Genomic DNA, 18146 nt, shown 5'->3' on the forward strand with positions numbered 1-18146 from the left:
GCGTGCGGCCGGGAGCGCGGGGAGCCGAGGGGAGGGGAGGTGCCTACCGTTGAGGCCAACCCCCCGCTTTCGCCCAGGCAAGGAGCCCCGCCGATGTTCTCCGTCTCCCAGCTGCCCGCACTCGAGAAGCTGAACCTGCCCGCCCCGCTGAAGGAGGCGGTGGGGAGGCTCACGGACACCAGCGCCGCGGCGGGGGTGATGTCGCGGCCGTTGCTGGGCAAGCTCCCGCTGCGCCGGCTCGTCCCGCAGGACGTGCACTCGGTGCTCGACTACGCGGGCGCCGCGATGGTGGCAGGCGCGGGGCTGAGCGCCGCCCGCGCTCCGGAGGCGCGCATCGCGGGGGCCATCCTCGGGCTCGCCGGCCTGGGCGTGTCGCTGTGCACCGACTACCGGCTCAGCCTCAAGAAGCTCATCCCCATCGAGGTGCACGAGGCCATCGACTACGGGTGGAGCTTCGCGGTGCTCGCGGCCCCCTTCGCGCTGAGCTACGCGCGGCGCGCGCCGGTGGTGGCCGCGCTGCACTGCTTCAACGCCCTGTCCACCATCGCCGCCTCGCTCGTCACCGACTACCGTGGGCGCCGCGACGTGCACTGGACACCCCGGCTCGCCACCGACCCGGGGCCGATCAACGCCTGAGGCAACGCAGAAGAGGAGCCCTGTCATGAGCAGTGAGCCGGTGCCGGGGGCCCGCGGCAGCACGGTGCGCAGCGCGCTGAGGGAGGCGCTGCGCACGGGCAGCGAGGACGAGCTGCGCACGGCCCGCGACCTCAGCGCCGCGGTGGGCATCCGCGAGAAGGACGTGGCCGAGCACCTGCTTCACCTGGAGCGCTCGCTCAAGCCCGAGGGGCTGCGGCTCGAGGTGCAGCCGGCCGAGTGCCTCGCCTGCGGCTACGTGTTCCGCGAGCGCACGCGCCTCACCCGGCCCGGCGCCTGTCCGCAGTGCCGCAGCACGCGCATCGACCCGCCGGCCTTCCGCATCGCGGGCTGAGGCGCGCGAGGGGACGCCATGCGCCTGCGCACCTTCGTCGTCGCCAGCACCTGCGCCCTGCTGCTGCTGGGCGTGGGCTCGGCGGTGGGGCTCGCCTGGGCGACGCTGCGGCTGCAGCAGCAGGCCTCCCGGCTCGCGGACGCCATCGTGCGGGTGCGCGCGGCGGACGACCTCAAGTTCAGCCTCTTCCTCGTGCAGGTGCTGGGCGAGGCCCAGCGCGCCGGCGTGCAGGACAGCGTGGGCCCGCCGGTGAGCGTGGAGACGCAGCGCGCGCGGGTGCACGAGCAGCTGCGGCAGGTGGAGCGGCTCACCCGCGGGGCGGCCCCGGACGAGCAGGTGGAGGTGGCCGCGGTGCGCGCGGGCGTGGAGCGCTACCTCGCGGCTCCGCCGGAGACGGAGCGCGACCGGCTGCGCGAGTGCGTGGCGGCGGCGGACGCGCTGGTGCGCTCGAGCACCGAGCACGCAGAAGGGGCCCGCGCGGACGCGCAAGGGGTGCAGCGGCGCGCGCGCGTCATCGGCGGGCTCTTCGCCCTCTCCCTCGTCCTCGGCGCCGCGCTCGCGCTGCTCGCCGCGCGCACCGGCATCTTCCGGCCGCTGGGCGCCATCCGCCATGCGCTCGCCGCCTTCCGCTCGGGGCAGCGCGAGCTGCACGTGGACCAGGAGGGGCCGCTCGAGGTGCGGGAGATCGCCGCCGAGTTCAACCAGCTGGTGGACACGCTCAACCGCGCGGACGCGCGGCAGCTGCAGTTCCTCGCCGGCGTCGCGCACGACCTGCGCACCCCGCTCAACGCCCTCAAGCTCTCCGCGCAGGTGCTCCTGCGCGCCCCCGCGCTGCCGCCGCCGGAGCGCGTGCGCGAGGCGCTGGGGCGCATCTCGGCGCAGATCGACCGGCTCGAGCGCATGGTGGGAGACCTGCTGGACCGCACCCGTATCGAGGCGGGCAACCTGGAGCTGCGCCCGGAGGCCTGCGACCTGCGCGCGCTGCTCGCGGAGGTGGTGGAGCTGCACCGCCCCTCGAGCCCGCAGCACGAGCTCGCGCTCGAGGCGCCCGACGCGCGGGTGCCGCTGCGCTGCGACCCCACCCGCATCTCGCAGGTGCTCACCAACCTGCTCTCCAACGCCATCAAGTACTCGCCCGGCGGCGGCACCATCCGGGTGCGCCTGGAATTGGAGGAGGCGCAGGTGAGCGTGAGCGTCACCGACCCGGGGCTCGGCGTCCCTCCGCACGAGCGCGAGCGCATCTTCGAGCCCTTCAAGCGCAGCAGCTCGCGCAGCGCCGAGATTCCGGGCGTGGGGCTGGGGCTCTCGGTGAGCCGGCGCATCGCGCGCGCCCACGGCGGCGAGCTCGAGGTGCAGGACGCGGGGGACGCCGGAGCGCAAGGCTCCACCTTCCGCCTGCGCCTCCCGCGCGCCGGGGCCGACGCGCTGCCGGAGCCTGAAAAGAGAAGCGGCAGGGAGCCCGGAGACTCCCTGCCGCTCGGGTGAGTCACACGCTCAGGGGTGCGCTCAGGCCGGCTTCACGCGCGCCTCGGCCTCGGCCTTGGCGGCGCCGCTCTCGATGCGCATTCCGTAGAACGAGCGGTACACGAACACCATGGAGAGCACGAAGAACACCGCGGAGAGCACCCGCAAGAGCCCCGCGTTGTCCTTGCCCAGCTCCACCGCCAGCTCCACCGCGAGCAGGCCGAAGAGCGTGGTGAACTTGATCACCGGGTTGAGCGCCACGCTGCTGGTGTCCTTGAACGGGTCGCCCACGGTGTCGCCCACCACGGTGGCCGCGTGCAGCTCCGTGCCCTTGGCGCGCAGCTCCGTCTCCACCAGCTTCTTCGCGTTGTCCCAGGCGCCGCCCGCGTTCGCCATGAACACGGCCTGGTAGAGGCCGAAGATGGCGATGGAGATGAGGTAGCCCACGAAGAAGAAGGGCTCGAGGCAGGCGAAGGCGAGGGTGCTGAAGAACACGCCGAGGAAGATGTTGATCATCCCCTTCTGCGCGTACTGGGTGCAGATCTGCACCACGCGCTTGCTGTCCTCCACGCTCGCCTTCTCCACGCCCTCCAGGCGGATGTTCTGCTTGATGAACTCCACCGCGCGGTACGCGCCGGTGCTCACCGCCTGCATGGACGCGCCGCTGAACCAGTAGATGACCGCGCCGCCCGTGACCAGGCCCAGGAGGAAGGGCGCGTGCAGGAGGCTGAGGCTGCCCAGGTTCGCGGTGTTGAGCTCGAGGCCGTTGGCGCCCTGGTGCGTGCCCACCAGCAGCACGATGATGGAGAAGATCATCGTCGTGGCGCCCACCACCGCGGTGCCGATGAGCACCGGCTTCGCCGTGGCCTTGAAGGTGTTGCCCGCGCCGTCGTTCTCCTCGAGGAACTGCTTGCCCTTCTCGAAGTCCAGCGCGAAGCCGAAGTCCTTCTGCACCTCGGCGCGCACGTTGGGCACGTTCTCGATGAGGCTCAGCTCGTACACGCTCTGCGCGTTGTCCGTGACGGGGCCGTAGCTGTCCACGGCGATGGTGACCGGCCCCATGCCCAGGAAGCCGAAGGCCACCAGGCCGAAGGCGAACACCGCCGGCGCGAGCATCAGCTCGCTGGGCACGCTGGTGCTCACCAGGTACGCGATGCCCATGAGGATGGCGATGATGATGCCCATCCAGTAGGCGCTGAAGTTACCGGCCACCAGGCCCGAGATGACGTTGAGGCTCGCTCCGCCCTCTCGGCTCGCCGTCACCACCTCGCGCACGTGGCGGCTCTCGGTGGAGGTGAAGGCCTTGATCGCCTCGGGGATGATGGCGCCCGCGAGCGTGCCGCAGGTGATGATGGCGCTGAGCTTCCACCACAGCGTCTCGTCCCCGGCGAGGTCCCCGATGAGCAGCTTGGAGACCACGAAGGTGAGCGCCACGGACACGATGGAGGTGAGCCACACCAGGAAGGTGAGCGGCGCCTCGAAGTTCATGTGGTCCGCGTTGCGGTACTTGCCGCCCTGGATGAGGCCGTTGAGCCCGTAGGAGGCGAGGCTCGCCAGCACCATCACGATGCGCATCATGAAGATCCACACCAGCAGGCTGACCTGGTACTGCGCCGGCACCGCGAGCAGGATGAAGGTGATGAGCGCCACGCCCGTCACGCCGTAGGTCTCGAAGCCGTCCGCGCTGGGGCCCACGCTGTCGCCCGCGTTGTCGCCCACGCAGTCCGCGATGACGCCGGGGTTGCGCGCGTCGTCCTCCTTGATCTTGAAGACGATCTTCATCAGGTCCGAGCCGATGTCCGCGATCTTGGTGAAGATGCCGCCCGCGATGCGCAGCACGCTCGCGCCCAGCGACTCACCGATGGCGAAGCCGATGAAGCAGGGGCCCGCGAAGTCGCGCGGCACGAAGAGCAGGATGATCAGCATCAGCAGCAGCTCGGTGCTGATCAGCACCATGCCGATGCTCATGCCCGCCTGCAGCGGGATGGCATAGGTGGGGTAGGGCTTGCCGCGCAGGGACGCGAACGCCGTGCGGCTGTTGGCGAAGGTGTTCACGCGGATGCCGAACCAGGCCACCCCGTAGCTGCCCGCGATGCCCACGAGGCTGAAGAGGATGATGGCCAGGAACTTGGACGGCGCCTCGCCCAGCATGTGGCGCAGGAAGCCGAAGTAGCCCGTCATCACCGCCGCGATCAGCACCCACAGCACCAGGATGAACTTGCCCTGGGTGACGAGGTAGGTCTTGCACGTCTCGTAGATGAGCTCGGAGATCTCGAGCATCGAGCGGTGCACCGGCAGCTTGCGCAAGGAGGCGTACTGCAGGAAGCCGAAGACGAGCCCGACCACGCACACCAGGATGCCCGCCAGGAGCAGCTGGTGGCCGTTGAGCCCGCCGGCGCCCTGGAAGTTCACCTCGCTGAAGTCCGGCAGCTTCAGGTCCGCCTCGCTCGCGTGCGCCGCGCCGCCCAACAGCAGCGCGAGGGCAGCGAGCGCGCGGGCGCCGAGGCCAGCGACACGGGAACGGCGTGCGTCAGTCCGTGAAACACAAGTTGTCATGGGGTGCTCATCCTCACGAGACGCGCTCACGGACGGCGGCCACCAGCTGCTCCGCACGCCTGTGAGACAGGTTGCGAAACACGAGGGGTTGGCCGCCGGCGGAGCCGACGCTTCAGCGCAGCCTCGCACCTCTAGCCCGGGTGATAGCGGCGAGAAGGCAGGGTCGGTGTAGCACACCGGCGCCACGCGAGTCACGGCACCCCGCGCTTGACGCCTGGCGTCACGCGGCGGGTGTCCGCTGCTGGGCGAAGCGCGGGACCGCTAGACCGGGCGCACGACCCGCAGGGCGGGGCGCAGCGCAGCGCCACTCGAGGCGCTGCCCGCGTTTCCGGACACCGCACCGGACACCGCGCGCCGCAGCAGCGCCGCGGCCGCCGTGGCCGTGGGCTCCAGCACTGCGAGCGGCGCGGGCGAGGGCAGGGCGCGCAGGCTGCGCACGGGCTGCACCTCGCGCGGCAGCTTCAGGAAGGCGAGCGCCGCCTCCGCACCGGCCGCGCCGGGGAAGGCGCGCTCCACGCGCCCTGCCTCGTCCAGCACGTAGGTGAGCGCCCGCGCGCTGTGGGTGAGCGGCCACAGGGACGAGCGCGCGCCGTAGTCCCGGCACACGTGGCCCTCGGGGTCCGCCACCAGCGGAAACGCGAGGCGCTCGGCGCGCGCGAAGTCGCACGCGCGCGAGTACGTGTCGGCCGACACGCCGAGCAGCGCGACGCCCGCGGCCTCGAGTGCGACAGCGCTGTCGCGGAGGGCGCGGGTTTCCCGCAGTCCCGCGGCCCCGAAGGCGCGCGGGAAGAAGCAGAGCACCAGCCGCTGGCCCCGGAAGTCCGCGAGGCTCACACGCGTGCCGTGCGTCGAGAAGACGCGGAAGCGGGGAGCGAGCGTGCCGGGTGCGAGCATGGGGACCTCCCCGAGAGCGGGGGCGGAAGGAGGTTGGGAGCGCAGAGCGCCTGCGAAGCGCGTGCCGCAGCGCGGAGGCTGTTCGAACTCCGTGAAACACGGAGGAGGCGCCCCTCATGCGAACGGGGCGCTCGGCCGCCTGGCCGGAAAGAATTGCCGCCCGGACCCGCGCAGGGCCGGTAAGGACTTCAGGGCTGCAGGCGCAGGAGGAAGCCGTCGCGCGCTGCGCCCACGCCCGCGCGGCTCACGGTGCCCGCGAGCACCGCGCCGCCGTCCGCCGCCAGTGCGAGCGCGCTCGCCGAGGGCCCGCGCTCGCCCGTGCCCGGGCCCGGGAAGCTCTGTGCGCCGAGCTGCGCGCCGCCGTCCGGCAGGAAGCGCGCGACGAAGAGCTGCGGCCGCTCGCCCGCGTCGCCCACCCCGGCGAGCGTCACCTGGCCCGCGCCGTCCGTGGCCAGGGCGGTGCCCGCGGCGCCGAAGGAGCGGCTCCAGCGCTCCTCGCCCGCGTCGCTGTAGGCCACGAGGAAGGCGTCCTGCCAGTCCGAGGCGTTCCACTGTCCGCGAAAGAAGAAGCGCCCCTCGTAGCTGCCGGTGACGAAGACCCGGTCCACCCCCAGCGCGAGCGCGAAGGCCGTGCCGTGCGCGCCCGCGAGCTCGCGGCTCCACACGTGGCGCCCGCTCGCGTCCAGCTTCAGCGCGAAGGGGGTGCGGTCCCCCACCGCGACGAAGGTGCTGTCGCCGAAGGAGACCACCCCCGCGTAGTCGCCCGCCACGTACACCGCGCCGAAGGGATCCACCGCCACCGCGCGCGCCCGGGCGAGCCCCGCGCCGGGTGCGAAGGCGCGGCCCCACACCACCTCGCCCCCGCCCGCGAGCCGCAGCACGAAGGCGCCGTGTGCCTCGCGCGCCTCGGCGCGCGTGCCGTCCGCGAGCTGCAGCGCGCCCGTGAAGTCCCCCACCGCCACCACCTCGCCGCCCGCGCCCAGCGCGAGCGCCGCCAGGTGCACGCGCCCCTCGCGCGCGAGCGGCCGCACCCAGCGCGCGCGCCCGTCCGGCCCCAGCCGCGCCACGAAGGTGCCCGGCGCCACCGCCAGCCCGTCCAGGCTCAGGCCCGTGCCCGCGCTGCCGCCGAGCAGGATGTCCCCGGACGCGTCCACCGCGAGCCCGCCCACCTGCACCGGCTGCGCACCCTCGCCCTGCGGCGCCCACCCGCGCGCCCAGCGCAGCTCGCCCCCGGCCCCGTAGCGCGCGAGCAGCAGGTGCGGCCCCGTCGCCCCCGCCCGGAAGGGCAAGGCGCCGGTGCCGAGGTCCAGCGGCTCTGCGTACGTCGCCGCGACGAGCACGTCCCCGTCGGGCGTCACGGCGGCGCGCACGCCTCCGTCACTGCCCAGCGCGAGCGCGCGACCCCAGCGCGCGCTGGGCACGGCCTCGAGCGCGGAGGACTCGAGCGCGGCGGACCGCGCGGGCTCCGCCGCGGACGCCGCGCGGTGCGCCTCCCGCCCCGCGCAGGCCAGCGGCACCAGGGCCAGCAGCCCCAGCGCCACACCGCCCGCCCGCACCCACCGTGCTCCCCTCACGCCCCGCCTCCCACTCCCCGCGCCCCTGCGCACTGCGGACGGCGGGGCAGTGCAAGGGCGGGGCCGGGCCGCCTCCCGAGGGTGCCCACCGCGGCCCACACGGGGCGGCCTGAAAACTCTTCCGGTACACTCTGGGGCCTTCGCGCCGGGGACAGGAGCAGCCCATGGACTACAGACGCCTCTTCCTGGGCCTGGGGGCGGCGCTGGCCGTCTTCGGCGTCCTGCACTTCGCGAAGGGCAGCGCCCCCGATGACCCCGCCGCGTGCCGGGGCCCGCGGCTCGGCAGCCCCGAGGCACGCGAGGCCGCGCGCGAGAAGGGCTACTGGATCGACCCGCGCTACGACTGCATCGGCGCGGAGGCCGCGGACGCGACCGACCGCGTGAATGCCCTGGTGGCGCAGGCGCAGCAGGAGGTGCAGGCCGAGAAGGCCGCGGCCGCCGCCGACACCCGCACCCTCGCCGAGCGCCGCAGGGACTACCGGACCCGCGTCTCGCAGGCCTCGCCCCATCCCTCGCCCCTGCCTACGCCCCCGCCCGCGCTGTTCGTGCGCACGGACTACCCGCGCGAGGGCCTCACCGCGCTGCCCGCGTACGTGACGCCGGCACCGGAGGACGGCCGCAAGCACCCGGCCATCCTCTGGCTCACCGGGGGAGACTCCGCCTCGCTCGACGACTTCTGGACCCCGGGCCGCGACGACGACGATCAATCGGCGCATGCGTTCCGCGAGGCCGGGCTCGTGATGATGTTCCCCACCTTGCGCGGCGGGAACCTGGACCCCGGCCCCCGGGAGTACTTCCTCGGCGAGGTGGACGACGTGCTCGCCGCGGCCGAGCACCTCGCGCGCCTGCCCTACGTGGACGCGAGCCGCATCTACCTCGGGGGCCACAGCACCGGGGGCACGCTCGCGCTGCTCGCCGCCGAGAGCAGCGGCCGCTTCAAGGCGGTGTTCGCCTTCGGTCCCGTCGCCCGCGTGGACCGCTATCCCCAGGCGCTGGTGCCGGTGGACTTCCGCCACCTCGCCGAGCAGGAGGCTGCGCTGCGCTCGCCCATCCACTGGCTGGGCCACATCGCGAGCCCCACCTACCTCGTCGAGGGGCAGGAGCCGCCCTCGAACGCGCGCGACCTCGAGGAGCTGTGCCGCGAGGGCACGAGCCCGCTCGTGCACTGTATCCGGGCTTCGGGGCTGAACCATTTCAGTGTCCTCGCGCGGGTCACGCGCGTGGTGGCGGCCCGGCTGGCCGTGGAGCCCTCGGGCGTGGACTTCCAGCTGCGCCCCGAGGAGTTCGAGGGCGGCGATGGCGGCGTGGCCGGGCCCAGTGCCCGCCAGACCCCCTGAGCCGCGGCGAGCCCCTCAGCGCACCTCTTCGACGCGCAGGTCGTCGAGGAACACGTTCGTCTGGCCCGTCGGCCGCTCCAGCCACACGTAGAGGGTGAGCCTGGAGATGGGCGTCGTGGCCGCCCCGCCCAACCCCTGTGGGAACTGCAGCGACTGCGAGGTGCCGCCATTCGCCCCGACGCTGAGGGTGCGCGAGGCCTGGTCGATGCTCCAGCTGAGGTCCACCACGGTGCCCGGCGTGTAGTCCGCAATCTTCCCACGCGAGGCGAGCGGCAGGATGTCCCCCTCCATCCGCGCGAGTGAGAAGTCGCCCACGAGGAAGAGCTGCCCGGCCAGTCCCTGGCGCAGTCCGAAGTTGCCCACGGCGAAGCCCCCGATGAAGTCGATGCTCTGGGTGCCCTGGGTCGTCTGCAGCCCGAAGGTGACGGTGCCCGGGCCGTCCAGGCGCACGCGCAGGTGCCCGCGCAACGTGGGGGCCGGGCTCGTGGTGAGCGTGTCGCTGCCCACGAGCAGCGCGCGCCGGCGCTCGTCCGGCGAGGTGACGAAGGCGGGCTCGGGCGTGATGTGCAGCCAGCGGCCACCGCCGGGCGCCGCCTCCACCGTGGACTTCAGTCGCTGCGTCTGGGTCCACGACACCGTGTCGTCCGGAGGCGTGGGCGGCGGCTTCACCGCCGGAGGCGCGCCGGTGGCATCCGCATCGAAGGTGTCGTCCAGGCGCACCGTCGTCGCGCAGCCCGTGGCGAGCGCGAGGCCCGTGAAGACTGCGGCCCACCGCGCGGTGCATTCCCGTACCCGGTCCATCGTCGCTCCCCCTCGCCGCGCGTCGAGCGCGCGCGCCGTCGCCCGCGACGCTACGACTCCGCGCACGCCCCGGTCGCCGCGCCTGCGGGGAAGCACCGATGTCCGCCCGCGCACAGGCCGCGAGCCGCGCTACTGCACCTTCACGTCCAGCGTGCGCAGCACCTGGTCGCCGCGCAGCACGGTGACGCTCCACGAGCCCGGCTTGGGGAAGCGCACGCCCACCCACTGCCGGGCGCGCCAGCCCTCGCCCTTGAGCTTCAGGTCCTTCGTCTCGCGCACGGTGGTGCCCTGCTTCACCTGCACCATCAGGTCCTCGACGCTGTCGCCCTGCGGCACCAGGTAGCTCTGCCACACCATCACGGTGCTGCCCGCCTTCACCGCGTCTGGCGCCACCTCCTGGGTGCACTCGAAGCGGTTGGGGCCCTCCTTCGCCACCTCGCTGCACAGCTTCAGGTCCACCAGCAGGGGGCCCTGGCCCTGCGCCTTGTAGAAGTAGTCCCAGGTGCTCTTCACCGCCTCGGGGCTGGGCTTGGAGACCGGCGCGGCCGGCGCCTGCGCGAGCGCGGGCAGGGCACAGAGTCCCAGCGAGAGCGTGAGGGCGAAAGAGATGCGCGAGTGCGTGCGTGCCATGGCCAGAGACTCCCCCGGAAGGCGGGCCTGCGGCGAGATGCCGCGCCCGGTGTGCAGAGCCTTCGTAGCACAGGAGGGAAGGAGGCCTACGCGAGCACCAGCACCACGCCCGCGCCCATCAGCGCCGTGGCCGCGAGCTTGCGCGCCGTCACCGGCTCGCCGAACAGCCACGCCCCGTTCACCAGCGCGAGCGCCATCCCGATGCAGCGCTTGAGCGCCTCGAACAGGCTCACCAGCACCTGCGGCAGCGCGAGCAGCTGCAGCCCCTGCGCGGCCGCCGCGAACGCGAGCGTCACCCCGAGCAGCCCCGGGCTCCGGCGCACGGGACGCAGCTGCGAGAGCTCCCCGCGCACCCAGAGCACCCCGAGCAGCGTGAGCCCGAAGCCCAGCGCCACCACCACCGCGTGCACGGGCGCGGTGGCATGGCGCAGCGCGCGCTTGTCGAAGATGGCCCCCAGCGCCCACAGCAGCGCGGTGGCGAGCATCAGCAGGCTGCCGCGCTCGCGGGTGAGCCCGCGCAGCAGGCGCGAGGGGAGGGCGAGGTCCTCGGGCGCGAGGTTGAGCAGGAAGGCGCCCAGCACGATGAGCCCCACGCCCGCGAGCTGCAGCGGCCCCGGCAGCTCCGCGAGCAGCAGCGCGGACAGCAGCACGCTGAACACGGGGCTGAAGGAGAGGAAGGGGATGGTGTGGCTGAGCGGCGAGGTGCGCACCGCCTGCAGGAAGAGCAGGGTGCCCACCAGGTTGAAGCCGATGCTGCCCAGCGCCTCGGGCGCGTAGGCCAGCCCCGGCAGGCGCGCGCCGCCCGGCAGCGCGAGCCAGAGCAGGAAGAAGGGCAGCTGCCCCAGCGCGAGCAGCGCCGCGAGCGCGAGCGCACCGGTGCCGGGCGTGCGGGTGAGCAGCTTGCGCGTCGCATCGAAGCCGCCCCAGGCCGTGGAGGCCGCGAGCGTGAGGAGCAGCGCGCCAGAGGAGAGGGTCACGCGCGGCAGGGTGCGCGAGCCGGCGCAGGAGTCAAGCGGCGCTGCGTGCCCCGCAACTTTCCCGCGCCCCCCGGGTTCAGCACGGAAGCGGGCGGCCTCCTCCGCCCTCCTACCCGGAGCTCCACGCCATGAAGACCCTCCTCCTCGCCACCCTCACCCTGCTCGCTGCAGCGCCCGCGCTCGCCGCCGAGGCCCCCGTGGCCCAGCGCGAGGTGAAGCAGCAGGAGCGCATCGCGCAGGGCGTGAAGAGCGGCGAGCTCACGCCGCGCGAGACCGCCCGCCTCGAGCGCCAGGAGGCGCGCCTGCACCGCGAGGTCGCGCGCGACCGGCGCGACGGCGGCGGCTTCACCGCGCGCGAGCGCGCGAAGGCCGAGGCCAAGCAGGACCGCCTCAGCCACCGCATCGCGCACCAGAAGCACGACGGCCAGCACCGCTAGGGCTCGCGCTCGCGTGCAGCCACGCGTGAATCCTGCGCTGGCCACGTCCGCACACATGGCCCCTTCGTAGAAATCTGCGAGCGGATTGTTTGTGTACAAAGGGCCCCTTTACGCCCGCTCGCCCGCCGTGCTCCATTGCCCGTCGTCCGCCGCGCGCCAGGTGCAACACAGTTGCACCTGACCTGCGGTGGGCCCGGTCCCTCGAGCTCTGGCGAGGCATCGGAGCGCATCCCCAGAAGGCCTGTCTGGAGGCCACATGCTGCGTCTCGTCCCCCGGCTCGTCTGCGCCAGCCTCGGAGCGCTCCTGCTCGCGGGCTGCGAGGGCAAGGCCACCGCGCCCGACGGACCGCAGCCGCAGGGCGACACGCCCACGCCCGCAGCGCCGCGCTACCCCTTCGAGGCGGTGACGGCCTACCGCGCCGCGGAGAAGGTGAAGTACGTGGCCAGTGGCGCGCCGCTCACCGCGGCCGAGCTGCAGCAGGTGCGCGCGGACCCGCAGGCGCTCGGGCCGCTGGTGGACGCGTGGCTCGCCTCGCCCGAGGGCCAGGCGAAGCTGCTCGCGTTCTTCACCGACGCCTTCCAGCAGAAGGTCGCCGGCCTCGCGGACTTCGACGACCAGCTGGGCAACGCGGGCCTCGGCAACGTGGACCCGCGCCTGGTGGACAACCTGCGCGAGAGCTTCCCGCGCACCGCGCTGCAGCTGGTGAACGAGGGCCGCCCCTTCACCGAGGTCGTCACCACCCGCAGCTTCATGGTGACCCCGGCGCTCGCGTCCTTCCTCGCGCTGCTGGACTCGCGCCACGTGAACGACAAGCTGCAGGTGAAGGACCGGCTCGTGGGCACCTACAAGGTGCAGACCGCGGTGCAGGTGCCGCTGGCGGACACGGTGAACCCGGCCAGCCCCCTCTTCCTCGTCTTCAACGCGCCCAGCATTCCCACCTGCCCCACCTCCGCCACGGACCCCACGCCGCGCACCGAGCGCGTCTTCACCCGCAACCTCTCCGCGGACCTGTTCAGCCTGCTGATGGGCCGCGTGCAGGACGACCCCAACCGCACCGGCCTCGCAGACACCGAGTGCCGCGCCTTCACCGGGGTGAAGCTCTTCGAGGACGCGGACTTCCTCACCTGGCGCAAGGTGACCGTGCGCAGACCGGCCGCCGGTGAGGCCACCACGCAGGTGTACGATCTGCCGCGCCTGCGCAGCAGCAGCGAGCTGGTGCTGAGCGTTCCGCGCGTGGGCTTCTTCAGCACCCCGGCCTTCTTCGCCAACTGGGCCACCAACGACAGCAACCAGGCCCGCGTCACCGCGAACCAGGCGCTCATCGTCGCGCTCAACCACAGCATCGAGGGCTCGGACACCACCGTGCCGCTCTCCGAGCCCGCGCTGGACGCCGAGCACGCGGACCCCAGCACCGTCTGCTACAGCTGCCACAAGACCCTGGACCCGATGCGCCAGGTGTTCCGCCGCAACTACACCTTCGGCTACCACGAGCAGCTGGACGCGGCGCCGCAGCAGACCGACAGCGTCTTCAGCTTCGCCGGCGTCTCGGTGAAGACCAACGAGGTCGCGGACTACGCGGCCACCGTGGCCTCGCACCCCGCCTTCGCCGAGGCCTGGACCCAGAAGCTGTGCAGCTACGTGAACAGCGCCCCCTGCGTCGCGGACGACCCCGAGTTCCAGCGCGTGGCGCTGGCCTTCGAGGCGAGCCGCTACGACTTCCGCGTGCTCCTGCGCGAGCTGCTCACCTCGCCGCTGGTCACCGGCTTCGCCAGCACGAAGACGCGCACGGACCAGGGCGAGCCGGTGAGCGTGGCGCGCAAGGACCACCTGTGCACCGCGCTCGCCACGCGCCTGAAGCTCGCGAACCCCTGCGGCCTCAGCGCCCAGGCCAGCCGCATCAGCGCCACCTTCCCGCTGGATGGCTACAGCCGCGGCTCCGAGGTCCCGCTCACCATCCGCGACACCAGCCTCTTCTACCGCGCGGGCACCGAGAACCTCTGCGCGCAGGTGGCCGCGCGCGCGGTGGACGCCACCGGCGGCCCCTACTCGAGCACCTCGGCCTCCTCGCGCGCCGCGGGCCTCGCGGACATGGTGCACGCGCTGATGGGCCTGCCGGACGGCGACCCGCGCGCGGCCGCCGCGCTGCAGATCCTCACCGAGCACTACGACGCCGCCGTGAAGGGCGGCGCCCGGGCCACGGACGCGCTGCGCTCCACCTTCGTGCTCGCCTGCCAGTCTCCCTCCGTCACCGCCGTCGGCCTCTGAAAGGAAAGCGCACCATGGAACTCACCCGACGGACGGCCCTGCTCAACCTCCTCTTCGGCGCGGGCGCCGTGGGCCTGCGCGCGCTCGCCACCGGCGTGCCCGCCTCGCTCCTGCTGCGCCCGCTCTCCGCGCGCGCCGAGGAGCCCAGCGGCGTGTGCCCTCCGGCCGGCAAGGCCCAGTACCTCGTCTTCTGCACCTCGGACTCCGGCGACCCGCTGAATGCGAACGTGCCCGGCACCTACGCCTTCGCGGACATCGCGCACCCGCCGGACCCCGGCATGGCGAAGACGTCCCTCACGCTCGCGGGCAAGGCCACCGAGGCCGCCGCACCCTGGGCCGGGCTCCCGCAGGGCCTGCTGGACCGCACCTGCTTCTTCCACCACGCGACCCTCGCCAACAACCACCCGCAGCAGCCCAAGGTGATGCGCCTGATGGGCAGCACCCGGCGCTCCGAGATGTTCGTCTCGGTGTACGCGCGCGAGCTCTCCGCGTGCCTGCAGACGGTGCAGCGCGAGCCGGTGGCGGTGGGCGCCTCGGGCGTGGGCGAGCTGCTCTCCTACGAGGGCCGCACCCTGCCCAAGCTCAGCCCCAGTGGCCTTCGCGACGCGCTGCTCAGCCCCGCAGGGCCCCTCACCAACCTGCAGAAGCTGCGCGACCAGGACCTGGACCGGCTCAACGCGCTCTTCAAGCAGGAGGGCACCAGCGCCCAGCGCGCGATGCTCGACCGCATGGCGCAGAGCCAGCGCGAGGCGCGCAACATCTCGCAGGCGCTCCTGGACAACCTCTCCAGCATCACCGGCGACGACACGAACAACCAGATGCTCGCCGCCGCGGCGCTCATCAAGATGAACGTGAGCCCGGTGGTCAGCGTGCACATCTCGTTCGGCGGGGACAACCACACGGACGCGAACCTGCAGGGCGAGGCCACGCGCACCATCTCCGGCGTGGCGAGCATCGCGAGCCTCTACGCGCGCCTCACCGAGCTCGGCCTGCAGGACCAGGTGACCTTCGCGGCGATGAACGTGTTCGGCCGCACCCTGAAGAAGAAGGGCACCGCGGGGCGCGACCACTGGAGCAACCACCACTGCACCGTGATGATCGGCAAGGGGCTCAAGGGCAGCGTGGTGGGCGGCCTCAAGCCCATGTCCGGCGACTACGGCGCCATGGCCATCGACTCGCGCACCGGCGCCGGGCAGGACGGCGCGGACATCGCCTTCGGCGACACGCTGGGCGCGGTGGGCAAGACCCTGGGCACCGCGCTGGGCGTGAGCGCCGCGGCGGTGGACGAGAACATCAGCACCGGCAAGGTGGTGGGCGCCGCGCTCGCCTGAGCGGGCGCCCCCGCCTAGTGGCGCGGCGGCCCGTCCTCGCGCGAGGCGGGCGCCGCTTCACCTTCATGGACATCCGCGTCCGCGTCGCCGCTCGCGTCGAGCCTTCGCACCTGCTCCTCGCTCGCGGCCTCGGCGTCCTCGCGGTCGTGGCCGTGCACCTCGGCCGCCGCCCGGTCGTCCTGCTGGCCCGTCCAGGTGGTGTGGCCGCCGCTGGACAGCCCCTCGAGCGGACGGGGGCCGCGGTTGCGCTCCACCTCCAGGTCCTTGAGCTCCTTCTCGCGCAGGCGCGCACGCTCGTGCTCGCGCTGCCAGTGGGTGGGGTCGTCGCTGCGGCTCATGGCGCTCCTCTGGAGGTTGTCCGGGGTCGGGGGACTTCACCCCTCAAGGTGCGCACCCGCCCGGGCGCGGGGAGCCACCCGCGCGCGCCCGCCCGCCTGCACGGCGTCCCACCTCGCTAGTTGAGGTAGGCGGGGGCGCGCGGCCGCGAGGCCTCCGGCCCCTGCGCGTCCAGCAGCTCCAGCGCCTCGCGGGTGAGGAGGAAGCGCACGGTGCCGCTCCCCCGCTCGGTCTCCACGCTGGCCTCGAAGGAGGGCCCGCCGATGGCCCCCAGCATCACGTGCTTGCGCAGGTTGCGCACCTGGCCACTGTGCAGCTCGCCCTGCACCTCGCCCGCGCTCGCGTCGCGGCGGTGCAGGTCCAGCGCCACCTGCAGGAGCGCGTGGGCGAGGGGTGGGGTGAGGGGCTGGGAGCTGAAGAGGACCGAGAGGAGGCGCCAGTACGGCGGGGACTGTTCTGCCATCGCCCCTCCATCCTAGCGCCCGGCCCTGCGCGGCGCCTGCGGGTCACGCAGCGCACACGTGGCCGGGGCCCCCCGCAAAAAGCGCTCGCCCCGCCCGCGAATCGGGCTATGGGAAGGCGGACGGAGCGTGCGCCGCCGATGACTCCCACCGAGCCCAGAGTCGACCCCAGACCCGAGCCGCGAGTGGACCTGAAGGCCGAGCCCAGGGTCGAGCCCAGGGCCGAGCTCACCGAGCGCGTGCACACGGGCGTGCCCGGCCTGGACGCGGTGCTGGGCGGGGGGCTGCTGCGCGGCGGCGTGTACATCGTCACCGGCACGCCCGGCACCGGCAAGACGCTGCTCGCGAACCAGGTGGCCTTCGCCCAGGCGCGCGAGGGCGGGCGCTGCCTCTACGTCACGCTGCTGGCCGAGAGCCACGCGCGGATGATGGCGTACCTGCGGCCGCTCGCCTTCTTCGACCCCGAGCGCGTCCCGCACGACGTGTACTACGTGAGCGCCTTCCGCACGCTGGAGGAGGGCGGGCTCGCCGGGCTGCTCGAGCTGCTGCGCCGCGAGACGCGCCAGCACGGCACCCGCCTGCTGGTGCTGGACGGGCTCATCCAGGCGGAGGAGACGGCCGGCAGCGCGCGCGAGTTCAAGAAGTTCGTGCACGAGCTGCAGACCTTCTCGGACCTCACCCGCTGCACCGTGCTGCTGCTCACCCACCCGCACACCCCGGACGTGCTCCCGCCGGGCGCGGGCCCCCAGTCCCCCGAGCAGACCATGGTGGACGGCATCCTCGAGCTGCGCCAGCAGCTGGGGGACGGGCGCGAGGCGGGCGCGCGCTCGCTCACCGTGCGCAAGTTCCGCGGCAGCGCCACGCTGCCCGGCAGCCACCTGCTCTCCATCCGCGACAGCGGCGTGCGCGTGTGGCCGCGGCTCGAGGCCTGCGCCCCGCGCACGCCCCCGCCCGGCGACGGCAGCGCGCGCGTGCACCTGGGCGTGCCCTCCCTGGACGCCATGCTGCCGGAGGGCGTGAGCGCGGGCAGCCTCACCCTGGTGCTCGGCGCCTCGGGGGCGGGCAAGACGCTCTTGGGCCTGCACTTCCTCGCCGAGGGGCTCGCGCGCGGCGAGCCCGGCCTGCTCTTCAACTTCGAGGAGCCGCCCCTGCCCCTGCAGCGCAAGGCGCAGCGGCTGGGGCTGCAGCTCGGCGAGGGCTTCGCGCACCTGTGGCAGGCCCCCGTGGACGACACGCTGGATGCGCTGGCCGAGCGGCTGCTGGAGGCGGTGGAGCGCCTGGGCACGCGCCGGCTGGTGCTGGACGGGCTGGGCGGGCTGCAGGCCGCGGAGGGTGGGGCGCAGCGGCTGGGCACCTTCCTGCCCGCGCTGGTGCAGGTGCTGCGCCACCGCGGCGTCACCACGCTGCTCACCGCGCCCTCGAGCTTCGCCGGAGCGACCGGTGCCGAGCTCCCGGTGCTCCCGGCGGTCTCGGGCCTGGCCGACAACGCCGTGGTGCTGCGCCTGCTCGAGCACCACGCCCACACCCGCCGGCTCGTCAGCGTGCTCAAGGTGCGCGACGCGGGCTTCGACGCCGCGGTGCGCGAGTTCCGCATCGGTGCGCGCGGCCTCGAGGTGAGCACCCCGCTCGAGGGCAGTGAAGCGCTGCTCGCGGGGCTCACGCGCGAGCCCTCCCTCCCGGCGCCCGGCGCCGAGTCTGCGCCCGAGCTGCCATGAAGACGGTGCTGGTGGTCGACGACGAGTTCGCGCTCCTCGAGGCGCTCGCCACGCTGCTGCTGGACGAGGGCTACCGGGTGCTCACCGCGAGCAACGGCCAGCAGGCCCTGGAGCGCATGGCCGAGGAGCGCCCGCACCTGGTGCTCACCGACTGGATGATGCCGCTGATGGACGGCCTGAAGCTCATCAGCACGCTCAAGGCGAACCCCGCCTACGCGAGCGTCCCCATCCTGCTGATGAGCGCGGTGGACGCCGCCAAGACGCGCACCCAGCACCCGGACGTGCCCTTCATCCAGAAGCCCTTCGACGTGGACGACCTCGTCAGCCGCGTGCGCGAGCTGGTGCAGACAGCGCCGCCCTGACCCTGTAAGGCTGCCCC

Annotated in this window: 17 protein-coding genes; 9 read left to right on the forward strand and 8 right to left on the reverse strand. The window is 73.5% G+C overall.

What is annotated here, in order from left to right:
- Positions 1 to 93: 93 nt before the first annotated feature.
- The 3 genes from FGE12_RS14085 to FGE12_RS14095 are packed head-to-tail and all read left to right on the forward strand — an operon-like array spanning position 94 to position 2473.
- On the forward strand, positions 94 to 636 hold the full coding sequence (locus FGE12_RS14085) for a hypothetical protein (protein ID WP_228530781.1): 543 nt from the start codon (positions 94 to 96) through the stop codon (positions 634 to 636).
- 25 nt (positions 637 to 661) lie between these two features.
- Positions 662 to 988, forward strand: coding sequence for a transcriptional regulator (locus FGE12_RS14090; protein WP_153866975.1), 327 nt, complete (start codon positions 662 to 664; stop codon positions 986 to 988).
- An 18-nt stretch (positions 989 to 1006) separates the two neighbouring features.
- Positions 1007 to 2473 carry a sensor histidine kinase KdpD gene (locus FGE12_RS14095; protein WP_153866976.1) on the forward strand — a complete coding sequence of 489 codons (1467 nt, stop codon included), beginning with the start codon at positions 1007 to 1009 and terminating at the stop codon, positions 2471 to 2473.
- A gap of 21 nt (positions 2474 to 2494) precedes the next feature.
- Here FGE12_RS14095 and FGE12_RS14100 read toward each other — a convergent pair whose 3' ends face one another.
- The 3 genes from FGE12_RS14100 to FGE12_RS14110 all read right to left on the reverse strand — a co-directional run bounded on the left by FGE12_RS14100 (position 2495) and on the right by FGE12_RS14110 (position 7476).
- A complete protein-coding gene (locus tag FGE12_RS14100; RefSeq protein WP_153866977.1) occupies positions 2495 to 5008 on the reverse strand; it encodes a sodium-translocating pyrophosphatase in 2514 nt (837 codons plus the stop codon).
- 261 nt (positions 5009 to 5269) lie between these two features.
- Positions 5270 to 5902 carry a redoxin domain-containing protein gene (locus FGE12_RS14105; RefSeq protein ID WP_153866978.1) on the reverse strand — a complete coding sequence of 211 codons (633 nt, stop codon included), beginning with the start codon at positions 5900 to 5902 and terminating at the stop codon, positions 5270 to 5272.
- A 188-nt stretch (positions 5903 to 6090) separates the two neighbouring features.
- Complete coding sequence (locus FGE12_RS14110) at positions 6091 to 7476, reverse strand: hypothetical protein (RefSeq protein ID WP_153866979.1); 1386 nt, start codon at positions 7474 to 7476, stop codon at positions 6091 to 6093.
- A 164-nt stretch (positions 7477 to 7640) separates the two neighbouring features.
- Here FGE12_RS14110 and FGE12_RS14115 point away from each other — a divergent pair, with 164 nt between their 5' ends.
- A complete protein-coding gene (locus FGE12_RS14115; RefSeq protein WP_153866980.1) occupies positions 7641 to 8813 on the forward strand; it encodes a S9 family peptidase in 1173 nt (390 codons plus the stop codon).
- A 15-nt stretch (positions 8814 to 8828) separates the two neighbouring features.
- Here FGE12_RS14115 and FGE12_RS14120 read toward each other — a convergent pair whose 3' ends face one another.
- The 3 genes from FGE12_RS14120 to FGE12_RS14130 form a co-directional block, all read right to left on the reverse strand.
- Positions 8829 to 9614, reverse strand: a complete 786-nt coding sequence (locus tag FGE12_RS14120) for a hypothetical protein (protein WP_153866981.1) — start codon at positions 9612 to 9614, stop codon at positions 8829 to 8831.
- Positions 9615 to 9743: 129 nt separating this feature from the next.
- Complete coding sequence (locus FGE12_RS14125; protein ID WP_153866982.1) at positions 9744 to 10244, reverse strand: hypothetical protein; 501 nt, start codon at positions 10242 to 10244, stop codon at positions 9744 to 9746.
- Between the two features lie 86 nt (positions 10245 to 10330).
- Positions 10331 to 11221: a DMT family transporter gene (locus tag FGE12_RS14130; RefSeq protein ID WP_153866983.1), complete on the reverse strand. Its 891-nt coding sequence runs from the start codon at positions 11219 to 11221 to the stop codon at positions 10331 to 10333.
- A gap of 128 nt (positions 11222 to 11349) precedes the next feature.
- Here FGE12_RS14130 and FGE12_RS14135 point away from each other — a divergent pair, with 128 nt between their 5' ends.
- From FGE12_RS14135 to FGE12_RS14145, 3 genes are all read left to right on the forward strand, one after another.
- Complete coding sequence (locus tag FGE12_RS14135) at positions 11350 to 11658, forward strand: hypothetical protein (protein WP_153866984.1); 309 nt, start codon at positions 11350 to 11352, stop codon at positions 11656 to 11658.
- A 256-nt stretch (positions 11659 to 11914) separates the two neighbouring features.
- Positions 11915 to 13924 (forward strand): hypothetical protein, encoded by a 2010-nt coding sequence (locus FGE12_RS14140; RefSeq protein ID WP_153866985.1) that lies wholly within the window; start codon positions 11915 to 11917, stop codon positions 13922 to 13924.
- Positions 13925 to 13938: 14 nt separating this feature from the next.
- A complete protein-coding gene (locus FGE12_RS14145; RefSeq protein WP_153866986.1) occupies positions 13939 to 15255 on the forward strand; it encodes a DUF1501 domain-containing protein in 1317 nt (438 codons plus the stop codon).
- A 14-nt stretch (positions 15256 to 15269) separates the two neighbouring features.
- Here the strand turns inward: FGE12_RS14145 and FGE12_RS14150 are convergent, their stop codons facing one another.
- Entirely contained in the window at positions 15270 to 15593 is a 324-nt protein-coding gene (locus FGE12_RS14150) for a hypothetical protein (protein WP_153866987.1), read from the reverse strand.
- Positions 15594 to 15709: 116 nt separating this feature from the next.
- A complete protein-coding gene (locus FGE12_RS14155; RefSeq protein ID WP_153866988.1) occupies positions 15710 to 16054 on the reverse strand; it encodes a hypothetical protein in 345 nt (114 codons plus the stop codon).
- Between the two features lie 183 nt (positions 16055 to 16237).
- On the opposite strand from FGE12_RS14155, the gene FGE12_RS14160 reads away from it, so the two are divergent.
- Both FGE12_RS14160 and FGE12_RS14165 read left to right on the forward strand, forming a co-directional pair.
- Positions 16238 to 17767, forward strand: coding sequence for an RAD55 family ATPase (locus tag FGE12_RS14160; protein WP_370458978.1), 1530 nt, complete (start codon positions 16238 to 16240; stop codon positions 17765 to 17767).
- Positions 17764 to 18129 (forward strand): response regulator, encoded by a 366-nt coding sequence (locus FGE12_RS14165; protein WP_153866990.1) that lies wholly within the window; start codon positions 17764 to 17766, stop codon positions 18127 to 18129. The genes FGE12_RS14160 and FGE12_RS14165 overlap by 4 nt, the downstream gene beginning before the upstream one ends.
- Positions 18130 to 18146: the final 17 nt, after the last annotated feature.

The organism is Aggregicoccus sp. 17bor-14 (assembly GCF_009659535.1).
Lineage (GTDB): Bacteria > Myxococcota > Myxococcia > Myxococcales > Myxococcaceae > Aggregicoccus.

Coding starts and splice junctions, on each gene's coding strand:
- FGE12_RS14085 (WP_228530781.1), top strand. CDS start 94: ATGTTCTCCGTCTCCCAGCTGCCCGCACTCGAGAAGCTGAACCTGCCC.
- FGE12_RS14090 (WP_153866975.1), top strand. CDS start 662: ATGAGCAGTGAGCCGGTGCCGGGGGCCCGCGGCAGCACGGTGCGCAGC.
- FGE12_RS14095 (WP_153866976.1), top strand. CDS start 1,007: ATGCGCCTGCGCACCTTCGTCGTCGCCAGCACCTGCGCCCTGCTGCTG.
- FGE12_RS14100 (WP_153866977.1), bottom strand. CDS start 5,008: ATGACAACTTGTGTTTCACGGACTGACGCACGCCGTTCCCGTGTCGCT.
- FGE12_RS14105 (WP_153866978.1), bottom strand. CDS start 5,902: ATGCTCGCACCCGGCACGCTCGCTCCCCGCTTCCGCGTCTTCTCGACG.
- FGE12_RS14115 (WP_153866980.1), top strand. CDS start 7,641: ATGGACTACAGACGCCTCTTCCTGGGCCTGGGGGCGGCGCTGGCCGTC.
- FGE12_RS14120 (WP_153866981.1), bottom strand. CDS start 9,614: ATGGACCGGGTACGGGAATGCACCGCGCGGTGGGCCGCAGTCTTCACG.
- FGE12_RS14125 (WP_153866982.1), bottom strand. CDS start 10,244: ATGGCACGCACGCACTCGCGCATCTCTTTCGCCCTCACGCTCTCGCTG.
- FGE12_RS14135 (WP_153866984.1), top strand. CDS start 11,350: ATGAAGACCCTCCTCCTCGCCACCCTCACCCTGCTCGCTGCAGCGCCC.
- FGE12_RS14140 (WP_153866985.1), top strand. CDS start 11,915: ATGCTGCGTCTCGTCCCCCGGCTCGTCTGCGCCAGCCTCGGAGCGCTC.
- FGE12_RS14145 (WP_153866986.1), top strand. CDS start 13,939: ATGGAACTCACCCGACGGACGGCCCTGCTCAACCTCCTCTTCGGCGCG.
- FGE12_RS14150 (WP_153866987.1), bottom strand. CDS start 15,593: ATGAGCCGCAGCGACGACCCCACCCACTGGCAGCGCGAGCACGAGCGT.
- FGE12_RS14155 (WP_153866988.1), bottom strand. CDS start 16,054: ATGGCAGAACAGTCCCCGCCGTACTGGCGCCTCCTCTCGGTCCTCTTC.
- FGE12_RS14165 (WP_153866990.1), top strand. CDS start 17,764: ATGAAGACGGTGCTGGTGGTCGACGACGAGTTCGCGCTCCTCGAGGCG.